Source organism: Mesobacterium hydrothermale, from assembly GCF_035818635.1.
GTDB lineage: Bacteria > Pseudomonadota > Alphaproteobacteria > Rhodobacterales > Rhodobacteraceae > Mesobacterium_A > Mesobacterium_A hydrothermale.
In genome coordinates this window covers 1-24,684 of sequence record NZ_JAYLLH010000040.1, presented here as the reverse complement: position 1 = coordinate 24,684, position 24,684 = coordinate 1, and the positions used below count along the sequence as shown (strand labels likewise).

The 24,684-nt window shown below is 61.9% G+C and carries 21 protein-coding genes, 1 tRNA gene and 1 pseudogene; 12 read left to right on the top strand and 11 right to left on the bottom strand.

Annotation, left to right across the window (positions count from 1 at the left end):
- The coding region (locus VK792_RS17995) for an SDR family oxidoreductase (protein WP_326299257.1) at positions 1-614 on the top strand (614 nt) is incomplete at its 5' end.
- Between the two features lie 105 nt (positions 615-719).
- Here the strand turns inward: VK792_RS17995 and VK792_RS17990 are convergent.
- Positions 720-4,490: a calcium-binding protein gene (locus VK792_RS17990; protein WP_326299256.1), complete on the bottom strand. Its 3,771-nt coding sequence runs from the start codon at positions 4,488-4,490 to the stop codon at positions 720-722.
- A 505-nt stretch (positions 4,491-4,995) separates the two neighbouring features.
- On the opposite strand from VK792_RS17990, the gene VK792_RS17985 reads away from it, so the two are divergent.
- The 6 genes from VK792_RS17985 to VK792_RS17960 all read left to right on the top strand — a co-directional run bounded on the left by VK792_RS17985 (position 4,996) and on the right by VK792_RS17960 (position 9,875).
- A complete protein-coding gene (locus tag VK792_RS17985) occupies positions 4,996-5,496 on the top strand; it encodes a type III secretion system chaperone family protein (RefSeq protein ID WP_326299255.1) in 501 nt (166 codons plus the stop codon).
- A 35-nt stretch (positions 5,497-5,531) separates the two neighbouring features.
- Entirely contained in the window at positions 5,532-6,347 is an 816-nt protein-coding gene (gene proC / locus VK792_RS17980; protein ID WP_326299254.1) for a pyrroline-5-carboxylate reductase, read from the top strand.
- Entirely contained in the window at positions 6,340-6,678 is a 339-nt protein-coding gene (locus tag VK792_RS17975; RefSeq protein WP_326299253.1) for a tRNA-binding protein, read from the top strand. The genes proC and VK792_RS17975 overlap by 8 nt, the downstream gene beginning before the upstream one ends.
- The gene (locus VK792_RS17970) at positions 6,672-7,625 is read left to right on the top strand and encodes a 2-hydroxyacid dehydrogenase (protein ID WP_326299252.1); all 954 of its coding nucleotides are present in this window, start codon (positions 6,672-6,674) and stop codon (positions 7,623-7,625) included. Before VK792_RS17975 ends, VK792_RS17970 begins: the two co-directional genes overlap by 7 nt.
- A gap of 147 nt (positions 7,626-7,772) precedes the next feature.
- Positions 7,773-8,891 (top strand): beta-ketoacyl-ACP synthase III, encoded by a 1,119-nt coding sequence (locus tag VK792_RS17965; RefSeq protein ID WP_326299251.1) that lies wholly within the window; start codon positions 7,773-7,775, stop codon positions 8,889-8,891.
- 72 nt (positions 8,892-8,963) lie between these two features.
- Positions 8,964-9,875, top strand: coding sequence for an MBL fold metallo-hydrolase (locus tag VK792_RS17960; protein WP_326299250.1), 912 nt, complete (start codon positions 8,964-8,966; stop codon positions 9,873-9,875).
- Here VK792_RS17960 and VK792_RS17955 read toward each other — a convergent pair.
- Complete coding sequence (locus VK792_RS17955) at positions 9,851-11,833, bottom strand: DUF1963 domain-containing protein (RefSeq protein WP_326299249.1); 1,983 nt, start codon at positions 11,831-11,833, stop codon at positions 9,851-9,853. The two genes, VK792_RS17960 and VK792_RS17955, sit on opposite strands and share 25 nt — an antisense overlap.
- Positions 11,834-11,925: 92 nt before the next feature.
- Positions 11,926-12,519 carry a thymidine kinase gene (locus VK792_RS17950; protein ID WP_326299248.1) on the bottom strand — a complete coding sequence of 198 codons (594 nt, stop codon included), beginning with the start codon at positions 12,517-12,519 and terminating at the stop codon, positions 11,926-11,928.
- A gap of 235 nt (positions 12,520-12,754) precedes the next feature.
- Here VK792_RS17950 and VK792_RS17945 point away from each other — a divergent pair, with 235 nt between their 5' ends.
- Both VK792_RS17945 and VK792_RS17940 read left to right on the top strand, forming a co-directional pair.
- Positions 12,755-13,216 (top strand): phage regulatory CII family protein, encoded by a 462-nt coding sequence (locus VK792_RS17945; protein WP_326299247.1) that lies wholly within the window; start codon positions 12,755-12,757, stop codon positions 13,214-13,216.
- A complete protein-coding gene (locus tag VK792_RS17940; RefSeq protein ID WP_326299246.1) occupies positions 13,203-14,081 on the top strand; it encodes a helix-turn-helix transcriptional regulator in 879 nt (292 codons plus the stop codon). Before VK792_RS17945 ends, VK792_RS17940 begins: the two co-directional genes overlap by 14 nt.
- A gap of 339 nt (positions 14,082-14,420) precedes the next feature.
- On the opposite strand, the gene rimO is transcribed toward VK792_RS17940, so the two are convergent.
- Positions 14,421-15,791, bottom strand: coding sequence for a 30S ribosomal protein S12 methylthiotransferase RimO (gene rimO, locus VK792_RS17935; protein ID WP_326299245.1), 1,371 nt, complete (start codon positions 15,789-15,791; stop codon positions 14,421-14,423).
- A 99-nt stretch (positions 15,792-15,890) separates the two neighbouring features.
- Here rimO and VK792_RS17930 point away from each other — a divergent pair, with 99 nt between their 5' ends.
- Positions 15,891-17,903 (top strand): AsmA family protein, encoded by a 2,013-nt coding sequence (locus tag VK792_RS17930; protein WP_326299244.1) that lies wholly within the window; start codon positions 15,891-15,893, stop codon positions 17,901-17,903.
- Between the two features lie 94 nt (positions 17,904-17,997).
- On the opposite strand, the gene VK792_RS17925 is transcribed toward VK792_RS17930, so the two are convergent.
- The 5 genes from VK792_RS17925 to dapF form a co-directional block, all read right to left on the bottom strand.
- Complete coding sequence (locus VK792_RS17925) at positions 17,998-18,609, bottom strand: GcrA family cell cycle regulator (protein WP_326299243.1); 612 nt, start codon at positions 18,607-18,609, stop codon at positions 17,998-18,000.
- A gap of 170 nt (positions 18,610-18,779) precedes the next feature.
- Positions 18,780-19,661, bottom strand: a complete 882-nt coding sequence (locus VK792_RS17920; RefSeq protein WP_326299242.1) for a DMT family transporter — start codon at positions 19,659-19,661, stop codon at positions 18,780-18,782.
- 8 nt (positions 19,662-19,669) lie between these two features.
- Entirely contained in the window at positions 19,670-20,362 is a 693-nt protein-coding gene (locus VK792_RS17915) for a CDP-alcohol phosphatidyltransferase family protein (RefSeq protein ID WP_326299241.1), read from the bottom strand.
- Between the two features lie 39 nt (positions 20,363-20,401).
- Positions 20,402-21,652, bottom strand: a complete 1,251-nt coding sequence (mtaB, locus tag VK792_RS17910; protein WP_326299240.1) for a tRNA (N(6)-L-threonylcarbamoyladenosine(37)-C(2))-methylthiotransferase MtaB — start codon at positions 21,650-21,652, stop codon at positions 20,402-20,404.
- Positions 21,649-22,449, bottom strand: coding sequence for a diaminopimelate epimerase (gene dapF, locus VK792_RS17905; RefSeq protein WP_435404871.1), 801 nt, complete (start codon positions 22,447-22,449; stop codon positions 21,649-21,651). Before dapF ends, mtaB begins: the two co-directional genes overlap by 4 nt.
- A 239-nt stretch (positions 22,450-22,688) precedes the next feature.
- Here dapF and VK792_RS17900 point away from each other — a divergent pair.
- Both VK792_RS17900 and VK792_RS17895 read left to right on the top strand, forming a co-directional pair.
- A tRNA-Lys gene (locus VK792_RS17900) sits at positions 22,689-22,764 on the top strand.
- 217 nt (positions 22,765-22,981) lie between these two features.
- Positions 22,982-23,167 (top strand): hypothetical protein, encoded by a 186-nt coding sequence (locus tag VK792_RS17895; protein WP_326299238.1) that lies wholly within the window; start codon positions 22,982-22,984, stop codon positions 23,165-23,167.
- Positions 23,168-23,257: 90 nt separating this feature from the next.
- Here the strand turns inward: VK792_RS17895 and VK792_RS17890 are convergent.
- Both VK792_RS17890 and VK792_RS17885 read right to left on the bottom strand, forming a co-directional pair.
- Positions 23,258-24,283 (bottom strand): annotated as a pseudogene (locus VK792_RS17890) (recombinase family protein); the annotation flags it as partial.
- Positions 24,280-24,552, bottom strand: coding sequence for a hypothetical protein (locus VK792_RS17885; protein ID WP_326299237.1), 273 nt, complete (start codon positions 24,550-24,552; stop codon positions 24,280-24,282). The gene VK792_RS17885 and the pseudogene VK792_RS17890, both read right to left, overlap by 4 nt.
- Positions 24,553-24,684: the final 132 nt, after the last annotated feature.

Here is a 24,684-nt window from a genome sequence, read left to right as displayed (position 1 = left end):
GTTTGGCGGGCAGACCCCAACGACATCATCGCCGCAAGAAATCGAGGGTTCCAAATGTTGGATTCAATCCACTAGTGAACAATGCCGGGATTCAGAAAACCGTGTCGCTGGCACAGGCGGACGCGGCGACATGGAATGCGATCTTGTCGGTCAATCTGTCAGGGGCGTTTCACACCATGCGGCTGGCCATGCCGGGAATGGCCGGGCGCGGCTATGGCCGGGTGATCAACATCGCCTCGGTGCACGGGGTGGTGGCCTCGGTCCACAAGGCGCCTTATGTGGCGTCGAAATTCGGCCTGGTCGGGCTCAGCAAGGTGGCGGCGCTGGAATATGCCGCCGAGGGCAGCAAGGCCAAGGGCGGAGTCACGGTCAACTGTATCTGTCCCGGCTGGACCGAAACCGCGATCATCGAACCGCAGGTTCAGGCCCGCGCGGCATTGCATGGCGGGGACCGGGACGCGGGGGTTGCCGATCTGCTGTCGGAAAAACAGCCGTCGCGGCGCACGTCAGACCCGGCAGAAATCGGGGCGCTGGCGCTTTGGCTGTGCAACCCGATTGCCCACAACGTGACCGGTACGTCGATCCCGGTCGATGGCGGCTGGACCGCGCAGTAACGCGGCGATCCGTTCTGACTCAAGGAAAAGCCCCGGGGGAGCAACCGGGGCTTTTCGCATTTGGCAGGGGCCCGGGCACTTGAGGTGCCACCCGGGCCAGTGCCTTCACAGGATCACGATGTGGTTCTGGATGTCGGCAATGCTGACATCCTCGACCAAGAGCGTGTCTCCGCCAGTAAAGCTGAAGGTCACGTCGCGGCCGTCGTCGATGGCAAACCCCAGGGCCTCGGCCACCGAGGTGACGCCGCCGATCCCCAGCCAAAGCGTGTCGGTGTCGTCACCAAAGTCGCGGATCGTGTCGTTGCCGCCGCCAGTCAGGAAGACGAACACGTCATTGCCATTTTCGCCATCCAGACGGTCATTGCCCGACCCGCCGTGAAGGGTGTCGTTGCCGTCATCCCCTTTCAGCGTGTCATTGCCCAGGCCGCCGATCAGCATGTCATTGCCCTGGTATCCGTCAAGATCATCGTCCCCGGCGCGGCCTTCAATCCGGTTGTTCCCGTCATTGCCGTTGATGTCGTTGCTCAGGGCGTTGCCCCAGACATCCAGATCGTTTTCGGTATCGAACCGGCCGTGGTCCAGGTCGGCGCCCATCACATAAGACGTGTCGGTGCGTCCGTAATCCACGGTCTCCGCGATGCCGTCGAGCACTGCGGTCCCCGTTGCCGGATCGGTTTCGGACCACGCCCCGGACAGCCAATCGACATCGGTGATCGGAGCAAGGCTGTCAGTGCTGCCCGATCCGCCGGTGGTGTCGGTTCCGCCCGATCCGCCCGTCGTATCGGTTCCACCCGATCCGCCGGTGGTGTCGGTTCCACCCGTGCCACCGGTGGTGTCGGTTCCTCCCGTGCCACCGGTGGTGTCCGTGCCGCCGGCGATTGCGGATTCCCATGCGGCGGTCAGGGTGTCTGCTGCGATCGATACGCCGTCGAACACGAAGGTTTCCACGTTCTTTACCAGCATCGACCCGGTCGCGTTGGTCACGGTATAGCTGCTGCTGCTGCCGGTGATCGCATAGCTGTCCAGCGCGTCTGCAAAGATCACGGTGTCGCTGTCGGCATCGCCGTCGATGGTGTCATTGCCCGTGCCGGCAAGGATCGTGTCGTCTCCGTTGCCGCCTTTGACGGTGTCATTGCCCGCGCCACCTGACAGCATGTCGTTGCCGCCCGCGCCTTCGACAAGATCGTTGCCCGCATCGCCCAGAACAGTGTCATCGCCTTCGCGGGCGAACATGCGGTCATCGCCGGCGCCGCCTTCCAGCCGGTTGGCGCCGTCATTGCCAAGCATGTTGTTGTCCATGCCGTTGCCGAATGCGTCGAGATCGGCCTGGGTCGTGAACTCCATCGCGTCCATGTCGGCGCCCATGACAAAGGACGCGTCAGAGTTGTAGCGGTCCCACCAGCTTTGCCCGAGGACCTCGGGCAGACCGGTGGTGTCGGCGTTCAGCCAAACCGTGTCATCCGCGGGATCACCGCCCGTGCCACCGGTGGTGTCGGTGCCACCTGAGCCGCCAGTGGTGTCGGTTCCGCCCGAGCCCCCGGTAGTGTCGGTTCCGCCCGTGCCGCCGGTGGTGTCCGTTCCGCCCGAGCCCCCGGTGGTGTCGGTGCCGCCCGAGCCGCCGGTGGTGTCGGTTCCGCCCCCTCCCGCGACCGCGGCCTGCCATTCGGTGATCAGGTTGGCGGCGGCGATGACCTCTCCGTTGAAGACGAAGTTTTCGATACTTTGCATCGTGGTTGTTCCCGCTGCGTCCGAGACCGTGAAGGCACCGCCGCTTTCAGTGATCGCGTAAACGGCCAGCGCACCGGTAAAGATCACCGTGTCGAAATCGCTTTCGCCGTTGATCACGTCGTTGCCGCTGCTGGCCAGGAACACATCGTCGCCGTTGCCGCCGTCCATCGAGTCATTGCCGTCACCACCGTAGATCGCATCGTTCTGCGATCCACCGTCAAGGTAGTCGTCGCCGGTTCCCCCCAGCAGGGTGTCGTCGCCGCCCTTGCCAAAGATGCGGTCGTCGTCGCCGTAGCCCTCCATCCGGTTGGCGTCGTCATTGCCCAGCATGTTGTTGACCAGCGCATTGCCGACCACGTCATAGGTGCCACCGGACGAGAACTGCATCGCGTCCAGCAGCGACCCCATGACAAAGCTTTGCGATTGCGTGGACCGTTCCCAACCCGTGGTGCCATCCACGACGGGCAGGCCGGTGGCGTCCATCGGGGTCCAGTCGACGTTGGACCCCGGCACAACGTCGGGTGTGCTGCCCGCGCCCCCGGTGGTATCGGTCCCACCCGATCCGCCAGTGGTGTCAGTGCCGCCGCCGCCGGTGGTATCGGTGCCCCCGCCGGTCGTCGTATCAAACCCGCCCGTGTCGCCATCCGGGCCAAATGCCGGTTGATCGGGCAGCGCGGGATCGGCGCCTGTGAACGGATTGGTCTCGACGCCCGCCAGGTTCAGAAGACTGGAGTCGCTGTAGCTGTAGTCGGCAAAAACAAAGCTTTCGACATTCGTCACGCGGGTCTTGTCGGTGCCTCGGGTGAAATACAGGTCGCTGCCATCGGCGGTCACGGTGTATTCGACGAAATTGCCGTCGAAATAGATTGTGTCAAAGCTGGAATCGCCGTCGATGCTGTCTTGGCCGGCCGAGGCATAGATGTCATCCGTGCCACTGCCTCCGTTGATATAGTCATCGCCCGCGCCGGTATGGACGGTGTCGGCCCCGGCGACGAGCCACAGGTGACTGCCGTCATCGTGCGAGACGACGCTGTCACCTTTGCTGGTGGCCACCAGTTCGCGGATGTGGATCGGGTTCGTCGCTGGATCGGTGGGCGCGCCGTAGCTTTCGCCTTCGTTGTAGAAGGTCGCCCAGGCAAGATAGCCTTGCTCGGTCGCATTGCGAACCATCGAGTCTACCACAACGGTGTTGAACTGATCGCGACCGCCGTGAAAGTTGATATCCCGGTTGGTATAGGTGACGTGCACGTCGTTGCCGCTGGCGGTGGTATAGCTGGCGAACAGCACCGCGTGTCGGGTGTCGGTCACCCAGATGTCGGAATAGCTGCTGTCATAGACATCCCGGATCCAAACGGCATAACCATTGCCGCCGCCGCCCTTGTTGTGGGTGCCGTCCATGTAGAAATCGGTCATCGTCAGGTCACGGCTGCCCGCCATGACGACTCCGTGCGACACGGCTTCTTCGATGCCGATGTTTTCGATCACCATGCCCGCAGTGCCGCCAACCATGATCATCATGTGGTTCTGGCCGGGCTTGGTATTGGAAAAGCTGCCGGGGTTCGATTCCCCGTATGGCCCCATCATGGAAAAGCCGGAAAGTTCGTTACCTTCCAGCAGGGTGCGGCGTTGAACCGTGGTGATCGAGGCGTCGAAATCGAAGGTCAGGGGGCTGTTGAACGTCACGTCGTCGCCGTTCACCGCTGTCACCTCGACCAGGAGGGTGCGCAGCGGGTTCGACTTTTTCCACTGTGTATCGCCGATTTCCGCAAAGAACGCAGCGGTGTTTTCGGCCTGGATATACATGAAGTCGCCGACTTCCATCCCATGCCCGCTTTCGAGCGTGATCGACGTATCCCCGGCAGAGGCTGAAATCGCCAGATCCACGGTTTTTTCGATCGTGGCGCCGTAAAGTGCGTCGCCCACCTGGATCACCGGATCGGTGCCCATGTTGGTGGCCATGGTGATCAGCGTTTCGGTTCGGCCAGCACCGATCAGGGCGACGTTGCTGTTGCTGATGGTGACGGTCCGGTCGAAGTGATATGTCCCGGCCTGAAGCTGAAAGGTGGTGTTTGCCCCAGCAGCGTCAATCATGGATTGCAACTGAGCAGCGGTCGTGCCCAAGGGCACGTCAACGACGGTATTCGGCATTTCTATCCCCCATGTGCCGGGAACCCGCAGCGGTCAAAGCGGGGCCGACGATGCCCCAGGTTGTCGGCACCCAGCAGACGGGAAGCCGAGAGGCAACTACTGATTGTGTGGATCAACGCGCCCCGTTGGTGGAGCAACTGATTAATATTGAACCGAAAAACATAGAAACGGCTACGTTTTGAATACTTGGCAGAGTCACTTATTCGCGTCAAGATGCAACCTTGGCGATAATGTGACGTCGCTGGAAAAACTGAAAATACAGGCAGTACTTGCAAGACACTGTCGGGGAATGTCGACAGGGAAGTCAAGAAACAGGCGTCTTTTGTTTCTTTGCCCAAAGAATCCACAAGAAATTGGGTTTATCCCCAAAATATTGCTTTACGGATCCGCGCTCCGGCTGCACCATATCTTGTAAGGGCAGCGGAAATCGCCGCTGCACCTTGAGCAGGCACCAAGCGCTTGGGGCGCGCAATCGCCTCTGCGCTAGCAAGGAAAGAGCAGCGCCATGGCCATGACCGAGCAGTTTCTCGAAGAAGAGATACACCCGATCGACATTTGCGAACATCTTGCCACCCACAACGATTGGGATTTCGATCGTGTTGCCGATGACCAGATCGCAATGGCCGTTGAAGGCCAGTGGCGCACCTATTCCGTTACGCTGGCCTGGTCGGCCTATGATCAGACGCTGCGCCTGATCTGCTCGTTCGAGATGGAGCCGCCGGACGACAAGCTGCCGCTTTTGTACGAGGGGCTGAACCTGGTCAACGATCAGTGCTGGGCCGGGTCCTTCACCTATTGGAAGCCGCAAAAGCTGATGATCTATCGCTATGGCCTGGTTCTGGCGGGTGAACAAATTGCCTGCGCGGAACAGATCGACACGATGATCATGGCGGCCGTGCTCAGCTCTGAGCGCTATTATCCGGCGTTCCAACTGATGGTGTGGGGCGATCAGAGCCCGGAACAGGCCATGAAGGTCGCCATTGCAGAGGCCTACGGTCGGGCGTAACAGTTTCCCCCAAAGAAATTTGGCCGGGGAGCGATATGGATTTGACGAAACTGGAACGCCGCGGGCTGGTTCTTCTGGGCTGTGGCAAAATGGGGTCGGCCATGCTGGAAGGCTGGCTCAAACAAGGCCTTTCGCCCAAGGCTGTCTGGGTCATCGACCCGCATCCGTCGGATTGGGTCAAGGTGCAGGGTGTGCATGTAAACACCGACCTGCCGGCCAGCCCCGAGGTCGTCATGCTGGCCGTCAAACCGCAGATGATGGGCTCTGCCCTGCCGCAAATCGCCGAATACGGCGGATCTGATACGGTGTTCCTGTCGATTGCCGCGGGTACCCCGATCGAAACATTCGAGGCCGCGCTGGGTGATGACAGCCCGATCATCCGTGCGATGCCAAACACCCCCGCTGCCGTGGGCAAGGGGATCACCGCCCTGTTTGGAAACACCCAGGTCAGCGAAGCACAGATGACGCTGGCCGAAGATTTGCTGTCAGCTATCGGCCAGACCGTCCGTTTGCAGGCCGAGGCGCAGATGGATGCGGTGACCGGGGTCAGCGGGTCCGGTCCGGCTTATGTGTTCCACATGATCGAATGCCTTGCCGCCGCCGCCGAGGCGCAGGGCCTGCCCGCAGATCTGGCAATGAAACTGGCCAAGGCGACGGTCGCCGGCGCAGGGGCCTTGGCCGAACAGTCGCACGAAGACCCCGCCCAATTGCGGCGCAACGTGACGTCGCCGAACGGCACGACACAGGCGGGGCTCGAGGTGTTGATGGACGCAACCAGCGGTCTGCCGCCGCTGATCGCCAACACTGTCGCCGCCGCCACCGACCGTTCGCGGGAGCTGGCGCGTGGCTGAGATCACCTATGACGATTTCGCCAAGGTCGACATCCGCATCGGTACCGTGACCCGTGCCGAGCCCTTTCCCGAGGCGCGCAAGCCCGCGATCAAGCTGTGGGTCGATTTCGGCCCAGAGATCGGGGAGCGCAAAAGCTCGGCCCAGATCACCGTGCATTACACGCCCGAAGACCTTGTCGGGTGCAAGGTGATGGGCGTGGTGAATTTCCCACCGCGTCAGATTGGCAAGTTCATGTCCGAGGTGCTGATCCTGGGCTTTCACGACGCCGACAACGCGGTGGTCCTGGCGCGGCCGGACAAGGATGCGCCGAACGGAGCACGGCTATGCTGAAGCTGCTGGTAACCCGCAACCTGCCCGACCGAGTGATCGACGCGCTGCGGGACGGGTTCGACCTGACCTATCGCGACAGTCCGGATGTGATGACCCGGGACGAGATGATCGCGAGCCTTCGCGACCATGACGCCGTGCTGCCGACATTGGGGGACCTGTATTCAGCCGATGTGTTCGAGGCGGCAGGGGAAATCCGCACCCGGCTGCTGGCGAATTTCGGTGTTGGCTTCAACCATATCGACGTGGCGGTGGCCCGGTCGCAGGGGATTACCGTGACCAACACGCCGGGAGCCGTGACCGACGCAACCGCCGATATCGCGCTGATGCTGATGCTGATGTCCTGCCGTCGGGCGGCCGAAGGCGAACGATTGGTGCGGTCGGGCACCTGGCGCGGCTGGCACCCGGTGCAGATGCTGGGCCAGCACATGTCGGGCAAAACCGTGGGCATCGTCGGAATGGGCCGAATCGGGCAAGCGATTGCCCGTCGCGCGCATTTCGGGTTCGGCATGCCGGTACTGTTCTATAACCGGTCGCCCAGAACGGTCGATTTCCCGGCGGAACAGGTGGGCCGCCTGACCGATCTGGCCGCTGAGAGTGACGTGTTGGTCGCCGCGGTGCCGGGGGGCGGTGCAAACCGCCATCTGATCGACGCAAACGTCTTTGCGGCGATGAAACCCAGCGCGCATTTCGTCAATATCGCGCGCGGCGACGTGGTGGACGAACCGGCCCTGATTGCGGCGCTGCAAACCGGGCAGATCGCCGGGGCGGGGCTGGACGTGTATGAACATGAACCGCATGTGCCCGACGCCCTGATCGCGCTGCAGAATGTCACGCTGTTGCCGCACTTGGGCACCGCCGCGCTTGAGGTGCGCGAGGACATGGGGATGATGGCCGTGGCCAACATCCGCGCGTTTTTCGCCGGAGAGCCGGTGCCGAACCCGGTCTGACACCATTGTGCGGCGTGTGCCGCGCCGCGCAGGATACCTCGGGGCCAGCCCGTGGCTGGCCCCTGCGGACGGTCGCTTTTCCCGAGGTTCAGCTTGACCGTTGGACGGGGCTGCGGTCTTGTTCCCGTCACCTGCGAGGAGTCCCAGATGTACCAGCCAGCGATCACCGGCAGCGGTGTCTTTACCCCCGATCTTGCCATCAGCAATGACGAACTTGTGGCGTCGTTCAACGCCTATGCCGACCGGTTCAACGCCGAGAATGCCGCAGCGATTGCCGCCGGAGAGATCGAGGCCAAGCCGCAGTCCAGCGCCGAGTTCATCGTCTCCGCAAGCGGTGTCGAGCAGCGCTATGTCATGGACAAGGACGGCGTTCTGGACCCCGCCCGCATGTATCCGCGCCTGCGCGCGCGCAGCGATGAAGAGCCAGGGATCATGGCGGAAATGGCGCTGGATGCCTGCGGCAAGGCGCTGGCACAGGCCGGGCGGAGCGGGGGCGATATCGACCTGGTGATCTGTGCCGCGTCGAACCATGAACGCGCCTACCCGGCGATTGCGATCGAGATCCAGAACCTGCTGGGCGCTGGCGGCTTTGCCTTCGACATGAACGTGGCCTGTTCCTCGGCCACGTTCGGGATCCAGGCTGCGGCGGACATGGTGCGTTCCGGGTCGGTCCGGCGGGCACTGGTGGTGAACCCGGAAATCTGTTCCGGTCACCTGGAATGGCGCGACCGGGACTGTCACTTCATCTTTGGCGACGTCTGCACGGCGGTGGTGATCGAACGGGCCGATGACGCGCAAGGCCCGCGGTTCGACATTCATGGCACCCGCTGCGCCACGCAGTTTTCCAACAACATCCGCAACAATAACGGGTTCCTGCGCCGCACCCGTGACCAGATGGAAGACCGCCGCGATATGCAGTTCATGCAGAACGGGCGCAAGGTGTTCAAGGAAGTGCTGCCGATGGTGTCGGCCCATATACTTGGGCATCTGGACCACGCAGAGTGGCCAGCCGACAGCCTGAAACGGTTGTGGCTGCACCAGGCCAACAAGACGATGAACGATTTCATCGGCAAGAAGGTGCTGGGCAGGGTGCCAGAGCCGGGCGAGCAGCCGAATATCCTTCAGGACTATGCGAACACGTCGTCTGCCGGCTCGATCATCGCCTTTGCCAAACATTCCAGCGATCTGGTGCCAGGCGACCGGGGCGTGATCTGTTCTTTTGGGGCTGGCTATTCGGTGGGGTCGGTGCTGGTGGAACGCGGCTAGGCCAGCCGTGGTGACAGGCCGCATGGCGCATCGCGCCGTGGCCGGGTACCTCCGTGACAGGAGGAACTTTCCATGCGTATTCAGACCGGCCTTGCCGCCCTCATTTGCCTGCCTTTTCCTGCCCTTGCCGATGTGTTGGACGTGCATCCCATTGTTCCCGGCGTCTGGGCCATCGAAGGCCCCGCCGAACAGCGCAACCCCGAAAACCTGGGCAACAATGCCACCTTCGGCCTGATCGAAACGCCCGAGGGGGCGGTGCTGGTCGATCCCGGTGGCACCTATGCCGGGGCAAAGATGCTGCATGAGGTCGTCAAGGGCCTGACCGATCATCCGGTGACCTATGTGATCGACACCGGTGGGCAGGATCACCGTTGGTTGGGCAATGGCTATTGGCACGAACAGGGTGCACAGATCATCGCGTCCGAGGCGGCCGTCGAGGACCAGAGCGCGCGCTATTCCATGCAGTCGACCATGCTGTCGATGCTGGTCGGCGACGGATTGGCTGGCACCGAACCGGTCTATGCCGACCTGACCTTTGCCGAGGCGCTCGATCTTGATCTTGGGGGGCGTCCGATCCAGTTGCGCAACCCGGCCCCGGCGCATACGCCGGGGGACAGCTTCGTCTGGTTGCCCGAGGAACGGATCGTGTTCACGGGAGACATCGTTTTTGTCGGGCGCTTGCTGGGAATCATGGAGTTTTCGGACAGCGCCGGTTGGCTGGACGCGTTTGACGCCATGGCCGCACTTGAACCCGTGACTGTCGTGCCGGGCCATGGTCCTGTTACCGACCTGGCAACCGCCACCGCCGACACCCGCGACTATATCGCCAATCTGCGGGACAAGATGCGCGCCTATATCGACGACGGTGGCGACATCATCGAATCGGTGAACGTGGATCAATCCGACTTTGCCCACCTCGACCAGTTCGACTCGTTGGCCGGGCGCAATGCCCAGGCTGTTTACGAGGCGATGGAGTGGGAATGACGCCGGGCCTTGGGGCGCGGTTCGACCTCGATCACGACGCGGTCGAACCGACCTTCTGACAGGTCTTCGGGCGCAATGGTCCACAGCATCCGATCGACGGCCCCCACCGGCGCGTCGGCCAACCCGCCGGATGGCAGCGACAACAGCACAGGCCAACCGGACCCTTCGGTCGCAGCGCCGATTTCAGCGGCGATGCCGGTCGCGGCTTCGGCCCAGTGGGGCTCCAGCTTGGCGCGGCAGCGCGCGGGCAGGGCCCTGGGCGTGGTGCTGTAGACCTGTCGGGCGTGACGTTCGAACATGGCCAGGTATTCAGGGCCCATTGCCATTTCAAGAATGGTGACAGCCGGCTTGCCTTCTTTGCGCGCCTTGGCTGATCGCCAGGCGTCGTTCGTCATCGCCTTGAGCTCCGAGACCACGCGTTTCGCGACGGCACTTGTGAAGTCGTGGGTTTCGGCGCGGTTGGCGACCTTGCGGTTCAAGGCGCGCACCTTGGTAATTCCGGCCATGAACGCATCCTTGCGCTTGTCGGCGACAGCCTTTGGCAGCTTGGGGGCTGCCCGCTCTTGCCAGGACGTCAGCGTATCTTGCAGAACCGTTTCCAGCGCGTCGAGCAGGGCGAAGGTGCTGGGCCAGTCGAACGGATAAAAGGCGACGTCGCGTCCGCTCAGCGGCGGCATTGGTGCAGGGGCGATGCCTGTGCCATCCTGTGCAGACAGGAACCAATGCGGCGACGGAAGCGGACCGAGCGTATCTTCCATCCAGTCCTCTGCCGCGGTGCGCGGCGTCTGTTCGGCGCCTTCCGGGATCGGATGCGGTGTGCCAAGACTGTCGGTGTGCAGAACGGTGGTTTCAAAAAACACCAGCCAGCCGTCGCGCGGCCCAAGACCGGCCCAGACGCCCGCGGGCAAATCGGCCAGCGCGATCTGGGCAAGGAAGCGGTCGGGCGCACCGGTTTCGGTCTGCGGCCATTGGGTGTCTGCGGGCAGGCTGGGCAGACCGCCAAGCCAGCTGTCGGATGGCTGCTGAGGCACGGAAACCCCCATGGTGGCATGTACCGATGCCGGCGCGGCCCCGCGACCGGCCCGGGCGCGACGTGGACGGATCGGGGTGACGTTGGGTGCGGCCAGCCGATCTTCAGGTTGCAGGATCAGCACGTCGTCGCCGAGTTTGGTGGTCGCGCGGGCAGGACGTGCCGGGCGCGGCGTGGCGGCGGTGCTGCGGCGTTGCGGGCGGACCGCAACCGGGGCGGCGTCTTCCAAAGCAGTGGCGGCCTTGCTGCGCCCGGTCAGGCGCGACAGAAGGCCCATCACGATCGACGATTTTTCCTTCGCCGCCGGTTTGGGTTTGGGCGCCGCAGGGGCCGTGACACCGCGTTTCATCAGCTTGCCAACCAGTCCGAGCACGATGGATTTTTGCTCTGGCGCCGTGGGCTCGGCCAGGGGCCGCGCGGTTCGCGCAGGGGCAGGAACCGCTTGTTCCGGTGCAGTGCTGCGGCCACGTTTCACAAGCTTGCCCAGCAGGCCCAGTACGATCGAGTCCTGGTCCGCGACCGCAGCCTTTTTCGCGGGGCGCTGCGGCTTTGCGCGCGTGGCTTTGGCAGGTTTGGACGGTTTCAACCGCCCGATCAAACCCATCACGATGGAGCTGTTCTTTTCAGAGGACATGGCGCATTCTTCCTTTCCCAACTGGTTACGCGATGCGCTGTCTGCCGGTTCCGTCGTCAACTCTTTGACCGGGTCGGGCGCCTGTTCGCCTGCGTCACGACGGGATTGCAGCCATTGCGCCAGCCCGACCAGTTGAAGCCCGACCATCAGCATAACAAAGGCTGCGGGTGCCTTGTGGCGCAAGGCTTCGGGCAAGAACTGGGTCTGCTGAAGTCCGTGAAGCGCCATCCAGACGCCACCGATCAGCCCGACAGTTGTGCCGAAGATCAAAAGGTAGCGAGGGGTGTGCTTCATGGTGCTTTCCGTCCTGAACAGACCGAACAAAGCACGCATCAAGGGCGCCGATTGGGGCAATACTGGGCATTTCCGGGGAATTGCCGGGGCAATCAGGCCTTAGACTGACGGTCGCCCGTGGCCTCTCGCCAGTGTTTGCGGCACAGCGAGACATAGGTTTCGTTGCCACCGATCTGGACCTGATCACCGTCGGTTGCGACGCTGCCATCGGTGGCCTTGCGGATCACCATGGTGGCCTTTTTCCCGCAGTGACAGATGGTGCGCACCTCGCGCATTTCATCGGCAAGCGCAAGCAAAGCGGCGGACCCCGGGAACAGCTCTCCTTGGAAATCGACACGCAGGCCATAGCACATGACCGGCACGCCAAGGTCGTCGACCACGCGGGCCAGTTGCCAGACCTGGTCCTTTGTCAGGAACTGCGCTTCGTCGAAAAAGATGCAGGCGATCTCTTGCTCGGCGCAGACCTTGCTGAGATGGGCGAAAAGGTCTGTTTCGGGGGCAAAGCCATAAGCAGGTTCAGAAATGCCGATCCGTGATCCGATCAGGCCGTCACCTGCGCGGGTGTCCAGCGCGGCGGTCATCAGGTGGGTCGCCATGCCCCGTTCGCGGTAGTTATACGCCGCTTGCAACAGCAGCGTCGATTTCCCCGCGTTCATGGTGGAATACTGAAAATAGAGCTTTGCCATGCCCGTGCTATGCCGCAAGCGTCGCCGATGGTGCAAGAGGGCATCGTTGGTAAACCCGCCCGCAACGGTTGAGTGTCGCGTACCGAATGATGCGTCATCGTGCAGCCGGCGCATCTGTGCTGCAAAGACTTGCCCCGGTGGGACATTGCGGCGTGATTTCCGGCTTAACTGTGCTAAGCAATTGGGTTAATGGGGGCGTCACCCCGCGATCGGGGGGCGAAACAAGGGTACATGTATGAACGCTGTTGGTAGTTACCTGAAAAAGCACACTGAGGCGCTTGTCAAAGAGGTTGGAATCGAAGCCGCCTGCGAACTGACGGGTAAGTCCAAAGCCACCCTGGGCCGGTACTACTCCGACCATGACGAACATGCCGACCGGTTCATGCCGATCGATTCCGTCGCCCTGCTGGAAGAGGCGTCATCCTATCCGCATGTCACGGCCGCGCTGGCCGAACTGAAAGGCATTACCCTGTCGCATGACGAACGGCGTCGCAATTCCAGGCCCAACAAGGGCGGGGTGAATTCGGATGTCATTGCGCTCAGTCAGCGGTTTGCGATGTTGATGGCCGAATACAACCAGTCGATCGAAGACGGCGTGATTTCCGCCAACGAGGCGAAACGCCTGCTGAAAGAGACCCTTGCGCTGCAACAGGTCTTGATCGACATGAAATTGCACCTTGAGGATGAATCTGTCTGATCCGCTCAAACGACCCTTGCGGGAACTGGTCGAAGCCGAACGCTATGTGCCCGAACTTTTACAGGGCTTCATTACCCGGCTGGAGGCGACCGAACATTCCCGCGATGTCTGGCGCCTGATCGTGGCGTTGGGCCATGACCTGAACCTGCCGTTCATCGACTTCATTTCGGCCAGCAATTTCCGCGATTGGCGCAAGACGCTCTTCATTCGCACATCCTATGATTCAAGCTGGCTTCAGGGGGTCAACGATGACCCCGACGTGCGAAAATGGTCGTATTTCCGCAGCCACGCGATGTATTTCCTGACGCCAATCGCGGTTGGTTTGGAATTCGTCGATGAATACCGCCATATTCCCGAAGCCCGCGTTGCCGTGCTTAAGGCTGCGGCGGAAAAGGGGATGCGGTCGGGGTTTTCGATCCCTTTGCGGCTTTATGCGCCGCCACAATCGGCGTTGATCACCTTTTCCGGCGACCTGTCCAAGCGCCAGATGATCGCGGTGATTCAGGCCCATGGCTGGACCTTGAACACCGCAGCACTGATGGCGCATCAGCGCTATGCCCAGTTGTTTTCGCTGGAATTTACCGAACGCAACCACATCACTGCCAAGCAGATGGAGCTGATCGAGCTGATCGGCCTTGGTCTGCAAGACAAGGTGATCGCGGATCAGCTTGGCATTTCGGTTTCGGCGGTTCGGCAAAGGATGCAGACGCTGCTGTCCAACACCGGTTTGAAATCACGGGCCGAACTGGCGGCGTTGGCGATGTTTATCGGCATCCTTCCGCATCCGTTCAACAACCCTGTGGGCGATCAGGAAACGTTGATTGAAATGGACAGCGGCGGCTTCCGGACGCGCCGGGGGAGCTAGGGCCTTCGCGGGACCAACTGTGCGCAAACGTAAGAACGGGGCGCCAGTCGCAGGCACCCCGTTTTGGTTCTGAAATCATTTTTTGTCGCCCCACGGATACACCGCTGGACGCGAGACTAAGCAGAAGGACGTTTTCAGCGGCAATGCCGCGATCCCCCGATTGCGCCAGATCCATGCCGAACGTGTTGGGAAAGTCATTATGAAGGAGGCGCCTGAGAAGGTTACTTTACCAATAGATAAAATTCATCCACTTCGCGCAAGGCGCGGCGCCAAACGGCATGACATTTCTTTCAGGTAGAGGACGAAAACCTGTATGTAATGGCAGGTTATTTGCCCAGATCAGTCCGCTTTGACCAACCGGCCCCACAGGTCGTATTCGCCCGCTTCGTCAACTTCAACGGACACGATGTCGCCGGGCGACAGGGTTTCGTGGTCTGCGTCGATGAACAGGTTGCCGTCGATTTCAGGTGCATCCGCCATGGTTCGGCAGGTGGCGGCGTCGTCTTCGACTTCGTCCACGATGACCTGGATGGTGGTGCCGACCTTGGCATCCAGTTTGGCTTCGGAAATCGCCTGCGCCTTTTGCATGAACCTGTCCCAGCGCTCTTGCTTGATCTCGTCGGGAATGTGGTCAGGCAGCGCGTTTGATCGGGCGCCGTCGACATTTTCATATTGAAAGCAGCCGACACGGTCCAACTGCGCTTCGTCCAGCCAGTCCAGCAGGGTCTGAAACTCTTCCTCTGTCTCGCCGGGGTAGCCAACGATGAACGTCGATCGCAGCGTGATATCAGGGCAGACCGCGCGCCAGGCGGCGATTTCGTCCAGTGTCTTGGCCGCCGCCGCCGGGCGCGCCATGCGCTTCAGCGTTTCGGGGTGGGCGTGCTGGAACGGGATGTCGAGATAAGGCAGAATCAGCCCCTCGGCCATCATCGGGATCAGGTCGCGCACATGCGGGTAGGGATAGACATAGTGCATCCGCACCCACGCCCCCAGCGCGCCAAGATCGCGCGCAAGATCGAGGATCGGAAATTTCGACGGGCGGTCCGCCCAGTCAGTGCCATAGGCCGATGTGTCCTGAGAGATCACCAGCAGTTCCCGCACACCGTTTTCGACAAGCTTTTCGGCCTCTCGCAGCACGGCCTTGTGCGGGCGGCTGACCAGTTTCCCGCGCATGTCGGGGATGATGCAAAACTTGCACTTGTGGTTACAGCCTTCGGAAATCTTCAGATAGCTGTAATGGCGCGGTGTCAGTTTCACGCCGCTGGCGGGCAGCAGATCGACGAAGGGATCGGGATCGGGCGGCACGGCGGCGTGCACCGCGTCCAGCACCTGTTCGTACTGGTGCGGGCCGGTCACCGCCAGAACTTTGGGGTGCGCGCCGGTGATGTATTCGGGCTCTGCCCCAAGGCAGCCTGTCACGATCACCCGGCCGTTTTCGGCCAGTGCTTCACCAATCGCCTCAAGGCTTTCGGCCTTGGCGCTGTCCAGGAAGCCGCAGGTGTTCACGATCACCGCATCAGCCCCGGAATAGTCGGGCGAGATGCCATACCCTTCGGCACGCAGCCGGGTCAGGATGCGTTCGCTGTCGACCAGCGCCTTGGGGCAGCCAAGGCTGACCATGCCGATGGTCGGCTGACCGTCGCGGCGGGGGGTGTCGAATTTCGGGGCGGGCGCCAGATCGGGGCGCAGATTCGGTGGGTTCTGGCTCATGGCTCCTCTTATCCCGGTGTTCGCAACGGGAAAAGGGTCTTGGTCCTTGTGCCCCTTCGGCTTTGCGATAAGTCTTGGGCCAAGCGTGGAGGGTACGACATGAGGCTGATTTTCCGTCTTCTGGGTCTGGTGGTGGTTCTGGTCGGGATCGTGGTGGGGGCGTTGCTGCTGATGCCTGCGGACCGGCTGGGCAGGCTTGTGTCTGATCAATTGACCGCCCAACTAGGGCGCGAGGTCACCCTGCGCGATGTGCGCCTGACCGTCTGGCCGGTCGTGGGGGTCGAAGCCGGGGGTGTGACGCTGGCCAATGCCGCGTGGTCCGACCAGGGCCCGATGATCGAGGCCGACCGCGCGCTGATCGGACTGGACGCGATGGATGCCCTGTCACGCAAGATCACCATCCGCGCGCTGGAACTGGATACCCCGAAGGTCCTGTTGCAAACGGCGTCGAACGGGCAAGCGAACTGGGAATTCAGTTCGACCCCGATTGCCGCCACCAACGGACAGGCGCAGGCGGCCGCATCGCCCGGCGGCTTGCCGGTGTTCACGCTGGACAAGCTGACAGTCACCAATGGGCATTTCCGCCTCATGCAGGCTGGAACGGATACGGTTGACCTGCGCGACGTGGATCTTGACCTGGCGTGGCCCGACCCCGCAAAACCGGCCAGTTTCGATCTGTCGCTGGACTACTTGGGCGCCCCGGTCAGCCTGTCAGGGTCGGTTGCCGATCCTCAGGTGCTGGCGGCAGGCAAGGCAGTGCCAGGGGCGGTCACGGTGCAGACCCGGGGCGGGACAGTTGCGTTTTCCGGCGCCTTCGGCACCTCGCCGGAACTGGGCGGCAAGCTGACACTCGATCTGCCAGACACCGCGCGGTTCCTGGCCGGCCTGGGCATCGATGGCATCAGCGTGCCCAAGGGCCTGGGGCAGTCGATCAAGGGCAACGGCGATGTCACGCTGACCAAGGATGGCGTGTTTTCCTTGCGGGGTGGTGCGCTGCAACTGGACCAGAACGCACTGACCGCAGCGGCCGATGTGTTCCTGGGTGACAAGCTGCGGGTTAACGCTCAACTCGATGCAGGGGCGTTGGACCTGTCGGCACTGGCTGGACAGGACAGTGCCGGCGGCGGCGGCACCCAATCGGCGTCAGAGGACGGTTGGTCAAAAGATCCGATTGATGCCTCGGCGCTGGGGCTTCTGGATGGCGAAATCGCGATCCGCGCCTCCAGCATCTCGCTGGGCAAGATCAAGTTCGGCGAAACCCGCACGCTGGTCACCATCGACCGGTCGCGCGCGGTGTTCGACCTGCAAGAACTGAACGCGTGGGACGGCACGGTTTCTGGCCAGTTCGTCGCCAACAACCGAAGCGGCCTGTCGGTGGGCGGCGATATGAAAGTCACGGGTATCGACCTGAAACAGGCGCTGGTGGCGGCGATGGACGTGGACCGGCTGTCGGGGACCGGCAGCATGACGCTGAAATTCCTGGGCGTGGGTCAGTCGATCGACGCGATCCTGCGCTCGCTCAAGGGCGATGCGTCGATCGACGCGGGCAACGGTGTGATCGCCGGGATCGACCTTGACCGGCTGATCAACGGCGGCAATGTCCAAGGCGGTACCACGGTGTTCGAAAAGCTGACCGGCACGTTTCAGATCACCGATGGCACGTTGCGGGGCGATGACCTTGTGATGATCCTGCCGCGCCTGACAACGCGGGGCGAAGGCTTCATCAACATCGGCGCGCGCAGCATGGACTATCTGCTCACCGTGTCCTCGGCAGAGGCGCGGGGCGGACGGGGCCTGTCAATTCCTGTACGGCTGAAGGGGCCGTGGGCGAACCTTGGCATCAGCGCGGACCTGGACGAATTGATTGACCAGAACTTTCAGGAAGAGCGTGAAAAGCTGAAAGACGATGTCCGCGACCGCGTGAATGACCGGCTGGAACAGGAACTGGGCATCCGGGTTGAAAAGGACCAGACCCTTGGCGAAGTGGTGGAAGACAAGCTGAAGGACAAACTGGGCGTGCAGGGTCAGGACGGCCAAAGCGTCGAGGACGCGGTACAGCAGCGGCTGGAAGACGAGGCCAAGAAGGGCTTGTTGAAGCTGCTGGGGCGGTAGGCTGCCCGGTGAAAGACGCGGGTGGACTGCCCGAATACGAAAAGCCGCGGGGCCAATGCCCGCGACTTTTGCTTTGTCTGGATCGGCTTCGCGTTCAGCGACGACGATCGCGGCGGGCGCTCATCGGTTGAAAGGCGACGCCGACATGGGCTTCGCAATAGGGTTTGCCCTGTTGCACCGGCAGGCCGCAGAACCAGAAATCGTCGGTCGCGGGATCGCCCACGGGCCATTTACAGGTGCGTTCGGTCAGTTCCATCAGCGTCAGCTTCTTGGCCTTCTTCTCGACCTCGTTGACCTTGGCCAGTGCCTCGGGGCTGATTTCATTGGCCGACGGCTGCGGCGGCAGCGGTTGACCGGCCGGGATGATCTGCTTGCGCGGCGGCAACGGTGCCGGACGGACCTCGGCCTTGGGCTTTTCGGGTTCCGGCTCTGCCTTGGGTTCCGGCGCGGGCTTTGGCTTGGCTTCGGCCTTGGGTTGAGGCTTGGGGGCTGGTTCAGCCGCCGGTGCCGGCTTGGCCTCGGCCTTGGGGGCAGCCGCAGCACCACCCGCGGCGGTGCCAGCACGGTTCGACAGGCCAAGGCGGTGGACCTTGCCGATCACGGCATTGCGGGTCACGCCGCCAAGTTCCTTTGCAATCTGGCTGGCCGACTGGCCTTCGCCCCACATCTTTTTCAGAAGTTCGACACGTTCATCGGTCCAGGACATCGGGGATCCTTACGCAAAAGGCGGCCGCGCTTGTGGGGCCGCCGCAAATTCCTCTGGTTGACCCTATTCTAATCACTCGTGACCGAGTTACAAGCGCCCGCGGCAAGGAAAGGCCGATGCGATGGCGCAAGCCACCAAGGTGTTGCCGCGAACGCACCCGTCAGGCGGGCTTATGCTTTGATCCGGGCCTCGCGCCAGGCCAGCAGACCTGCGCCGGTGACGATGATCGCCGTGCCAAGGATCGACACCGTATCGGGCAGCACACCAAAAACCAACGCGTCATAGAGCGCGGCGAAAATCAGCGTGGCATACCAGAACGGGGACACGAAACTGGCATCGGCCCGCGAAATCGCATTGATGAAACAGGTCTGTGCCGCGGCCATGAGCACGCCGATCCCCGCCAATGCGGCCCATTGCGCGGCATTGGGCATCTGCCAAACGGCCAGCGCCGCGATCGAGGAGATGCCAACCCCGATCATATTGTTGACCAGCAAGATCTGCAGCGGCCCTTCGCGGCCAGACAAACGTTTGATCAGGATGATTTCGCAGGCCAGCGATATCGCGGCCCCCAGCGCCAGCAGCGCAGCGGGCTGAAAGGCCGCTGGCGTCGGACGCAGCAGGATCAGCGCGCCAAGCAGCGCAATCGCCGCCGCCGAAAGCCGCACCCGGCCCACTTTTTCACCCAGCAGCGGAATCGCCAGCAACATTCCGATCACAGGGTTGAGAAAGCTGATCGCGGTGGCATCGGACAGCGGGATGAACGCAGCGGCGGCGAACATCAGCGTGACACCGCCCCAGCCGAACAGCACTCGCAGCCCGTGTTGCCGCCAGGCGACGTTGGCGAATTTCGGGCGCAGAACCAAAGCGCCGATAGACAACGCCATCAGCGCAAAGATGAAACGCCCCTGGCTGACCTGCAAGGGATGCAGGGCGGGTCCCAAGGTATCCGTGCCCAGCATCTTGGCCAGAAGCGTGGTGCCAGCAACAAAGCCTGAGGCCAAGAGCGTCAGCGCGGCGGCCAGCGGCGGGTTTGGCGCGCGCGGAACAAACATGTGCGCGGTCAGCGTCGGGGGGCGATGACCTGCTGCGCGATTCCCGCGAACAACAGGTAGAACGACGTCGTAACCAACCCCCAATGCGCCCAGCTTTCAGGGTGGAAATCGACCCAGGCGGCCCAGCCGGCAAAGAACGTCCAGGCCAGCGCGATCGGCAGCGACAGCGCGCGCCAGCGTTCCGTGCGCACCGGGTGGATGAATTTCAACGGCAGGAACATCGCTACGGCCAGCGTGCCGACGAGCGTCAGGATCACCCAGAAATTCGGTTCGACCGCAAACAGGACGATCACCAGCATGTTCCAGCAGCCCGGAAAGCCGTGAAACGAATTGTCTGCGGTCTTCATCCGGCTGTCGGCAAAATACATGGCCGATGCAAAGGTGATCACGATGATCGCGATCCACCCGGTCCAACCCGGCAACAACCCGGACTGGAACAGTGCGAAGGCTGGGATGAAGACATAGGTCAGATAGTCGATGATCAGGTCCAGCAGCACGCCATCGAAGCGGGGTGCGTTGGCTTTGACGTCGAACTTGCGCGCCATCGGCCCGTCGATCCCGTCGACGGCAAAGGCCACCACCAGCCACAGGAACATGACAGACCATTTTTCCTGTGCCGCGGCCAGAAGGGCGAGCATGGCAAAAACTGCGCCGGTGGCGGTCAGCAGGTGGACGGAGAGGGCTTTGGTCTGGTCACTCATTGCGCGTACATGCCGCAGAAACCTGCAAAGGGCAAACACTCAAGCAGTCAGCGACTGTCCGTCGCGTCCGGTGATGGTTGCGGTCACGATGCTGCCTTCGGTCTGTGGCGTGCGGAACGCGACCTCAGTGAACTGTTCGGTCCGGCCCATATCGGGCGATTCCATCAAGACGCGGTGGGTCGCGCCAATCTGTTGCGCCAGGTGGCGCTGGACCTGCACTTCGCCCGCCGCGCGCAGACGCGCCGCACGGTCCTTGATCGCCGGTCCCTTGACCTGCGGCATGCGCGCGGCGGGCGTACCCTGGCGCGGCGAATAGGGAAAGACGTGCAGCCAGGTCAGGCCGCAGTCGGTGACCAGTTTCAGCGAGTTCTCGAAATGCGCCTCGGTTTCTGTCGGAAAGCCCGCGATGATGTCGGCACCAAAGACGATTTCCGGACGCAGGCGGCGGGCTTCCTCGGTAAAGGCGATGGCGTCGTCGCGCAGGTGGCGACGTTTCATCCGCTTCAGGATCAGGTCATCGCCGTGTTGCAGGCTCAGGTGCAGATGCGGCATCAGGCGCGGTTCGGTGGCGATAGCCAGCATCAGGTTTTCGTCTGCTTCGATCGAGTCGATGGAACTGATCCGCAGGCGCGGGACATCGGTCAGCCGCAGGATACGCATCACCAGATCGCCCAGCCGCGGTTCGCCCGGCAGGTCGGCGCCCCAGCTTGTCAGGTCGACGCCGGTCAGCACGACCTCGTTGAAGCCCTTGTCCACCAGCCGCTTGATCTGGTCCACCACGACACCCGCCGGGACGGACCGGGAATTGCCCCGGCCATAAGGGATGATGCAGAAAGTACAGCGGTGGTCGCAGCCGTTCTGGACCTGCACGTAGGCACGGCTTCGGGTGCCGAACCCGTCGATCAGGTGACCGGCGGTTTCAGTGACCGACATGATGTCATCGACCTGCACGGCCTCTGTTTCACCGATGAAACCGGCGGACAGGCCGCGCCAGGTGTCGGGCGACATCTTTTCGGCATTGCCGATGACCACGTCGACCTCTGGCATCTGGGCGAAGGTCTGCGGTTCGGTCTGCGCAGCGCAGCCCGTCACGATGATCCGCGCGGCGGGGTTGTCGCGGCGCAGCTTTCGGATTTCCTGACGGGCCTTGCGCACCGCTTCGGCGGTGACGGCGCAGGTGTTCACCACCAGCGCGTCCTTGACGCCGGCCTCTTCCGCCATCGCTTTCATCGCTTCGGATTCATAAGCGTTCAGGCGGCAGCCAAGGGTGGTGAAGCGCGGCGCGCTCATCCCAGCGCCCCAAGGAAGTCGGCAGTCAACACGCCGTCGAAGACATGCGCGGTGCCGCCGGTCATCCAGACGCCATCCTCGCGCCAGTTGATCAGAAGCGTCCCGCCATCAAGGTCGATCCGTACGGACCGTCCGGTCAGACCGCGCCGCGCGGCAGCAACGGCGGTGGCACAGGAGGACGACCCAGAGGCCAGCGTAACCCCCACGCCGCGTTCCCAGACCCGCATCCGCAGGTGATCCGTACCGATCAGGCTGGCAATCTGTACGTTTGTCCGCTGCGGATACAGCGGGTGGTGTTCGTGCACGGGACCAAAGGCCGACAGGTCCACCGCCTCGGCATCGTCGACGAAGAAGGTGCAATGCGGATTGCCCATGCCGGTTGCGGTCGGTGCCCCGTCGATGGGCAGTTCCAGCGTGTCCATTTCGCGCGCCAGCGGGATTTCATCCCAGCGCAGCTGCGGCTGGCCCATGTTGACCGAGGTCAGCCCGTCACCCGCATCGCGTGCCAGCAGCGTGCCACGGTCGGTGGTCAGCGTCAGTGCGGTTTGGCCTGTCTCATCCATCAGATGCCGCGCGATGCAGCGTGTGGCATTGCCGCAGGCGGCCGAGGTCGAGCCATCGGCGTTGTAGAAGGTCAGATGCGCGTCGCCCGCCCCGTGGGTGATCAGTGCCAGTTGATCGAACCCCACGCCGCGATGCCGGTCGGCAATCGCAATCGCCAGCGCCGGTGTCACGTCGATATCATGCTCACGTCCATCCAGTACGACAAAGTCGTTTCCAAGGCCGTGCATCTTCATGAATGGCAAGCTTTTCCACATCGCGCCGATATACGCGTGATTCCCCTGTCTTTCCAGTGGTCGCGGGCGCGGCATTCATCGCGACAATCATGCGCGCGAGAGACAGGCCGCCGACGACCTTCGCGGCGTGGTCCGGGTCACCGGCAACAGCGACCAAGCGCCAGAGGATGAAAACTATGGTTTCGTGAATTTTTCGGGTTGACCCTGACGCGCGCTGTTTCTAGAAGGCGCTCCACAGTGGGCCGTTAGCTCAGTTGGTAGAGCAACTGACTTTTAATCAGTGGGTCGAAGGTTCGAATCCTTCACGGCTCACCACTTCTTTATTGACGTCGAAAAAGCCACCTAAAGCCTTGAAAGGTAAGGTGGTTTTCGCGGTTCGAACACCCTCTTTTCGACAGTATGCCAAATGGTCGGCGAAGACCAGTTTCAGCACCGCTCTCTTATCCTCAATGCGGTCAGAAACCCATAGATTCCAAGGGTTTGCCAGAAAATCAAAAGCGGTTCGAAACGCATCCTTAAAGGGGACGGTTGGTTGGCCGGTTTGGGCCAATTGTTCGGCCAAAAACAGCTTTTGGTCCTCAATTTCTTGCAAGCGGGATTCGTAGGCTTTGATCAGGGTTTGGTTGTCCGCATCGACGAGGCGATCAACGAGTTGCGCCGTTTTGCGATCCATCTGTGTGATCTGGCGCTGAATCGCCGTCCGGTCTTCTTCGACTGAGGCTTCTTTTTCCGCCCACAGGTCGCGGAACATTTCAAACGCCATAGTGAATAGCTGCGCAGCGGGCTTGAGGTCTTTCAGCAAGGCTTCGAAATCACCTTCCAGCTTGTCGCGCTTGATCGACTTGCGGTACTCGTCGCAGCCTTTCGTTTTGCAGAGGTAATATGGGTATTTCTGGGTGCGCCCTTTCGACCAACAAGCTGTCAGAGGCTTCTCGCAGCAGGCACAGGTGATGAAACCGCGCAGTGGGAAGTCTTCGCTGATATCCTTACGGGCAGGGGCATAGGCTGTTCCCTTCAGGCGTTCCTGTACGGTCTGATAAGTGGCAAAGCTGATCAACGCTTCATGCTTGGCCGGAATCATCCGCAGCCCCCAACTTGGCATACTGAGATAGCCCGCATATTGCGGGTTGGTCAGAATGTCATAGACCTGTTGATGCGTGACCTCATTGTGCCGCGTCTTTGGGAAATCAGGTTGATGTTCGAGGAAGCGTTTCACTTCCGCACGACCTTGGAATCGCCCCGAGGCATAGCTTTCGATGGCTTCGGTCAGGATCGAGGCGACAGGTTCGTCGCGCACCATAAGCTTGCCATGTTCGCGGGTCTTCTCGAACCGATAGCCGTGAGGGGCAGGAAAGCACCAATACCCGGCCTTCATGCGCGCTTCCATTTTCTGGATGGTTTGGCGGCGCATCTGTTTGCGTTCAAGTTGGCCCTGCGCAGCAACGATGGTCTCAAAGAACTCACCCTCAGGTGTGTCATCGAAATTGAAGTTCAGACATTCGATCTTGGCCCCTCGTTGGCGAAAGGCATCGCGCAGGTCGAGGTGAAAGCGTGTATCTCGCGCGAAGCGTTTCAGATCGTCAAAGATGACGACGTAGGATTTGTCCGGCTGCGCGTCGATGAAGCTTAGGAGTGCCAGCATTCCGGGACGCTTCATGAAATCCACCGCACCGGAAATGTCATCGGGAAACACCGCTTCGACGTTGTACCCTTGCGCGCGGGCGTGTTCACGGCAGCGGCTTTCTTGGCTTTCGAGCCCGTGTCCATCGCGGACTTGCTTTTCGGTCGAAACCCGGCAGTAAATCACGGCGGGTTGAGAAACTGGTGCTGTCATTCGTTCTTCATTCCTTTCTTATCGTTGAAGGTTTGGGAGAGCTCGGTGATGTGGTAGTCATCCTTGGACAAGTCTATCACATCCGGCGCGGGCAACGCATCTTTGCCGCGTTTGGTTGCCATCGCCACCTGAACGGGATCATGCCCAAAGGCGCGGTCCATCTCACTTTGCATGGCGCGAAACACGATGTTGATAAGTTCAGTTTTCTGGGCATCGGCCATGTCGAGATGCGCGACATGATGCCAATACCGCGCAGGATCAGGCAGCATAGCAATCTCTCTGGCACAACGGTGCCAGCCTCTTGTTCTTGATTAAAGGGGGAAACCTGGAATAGCCCCCTGAAAGTGGTCCACCAACTGGGATAGATTTGTCCCGCAATTGGAGGATCAGCGATGGCTGGG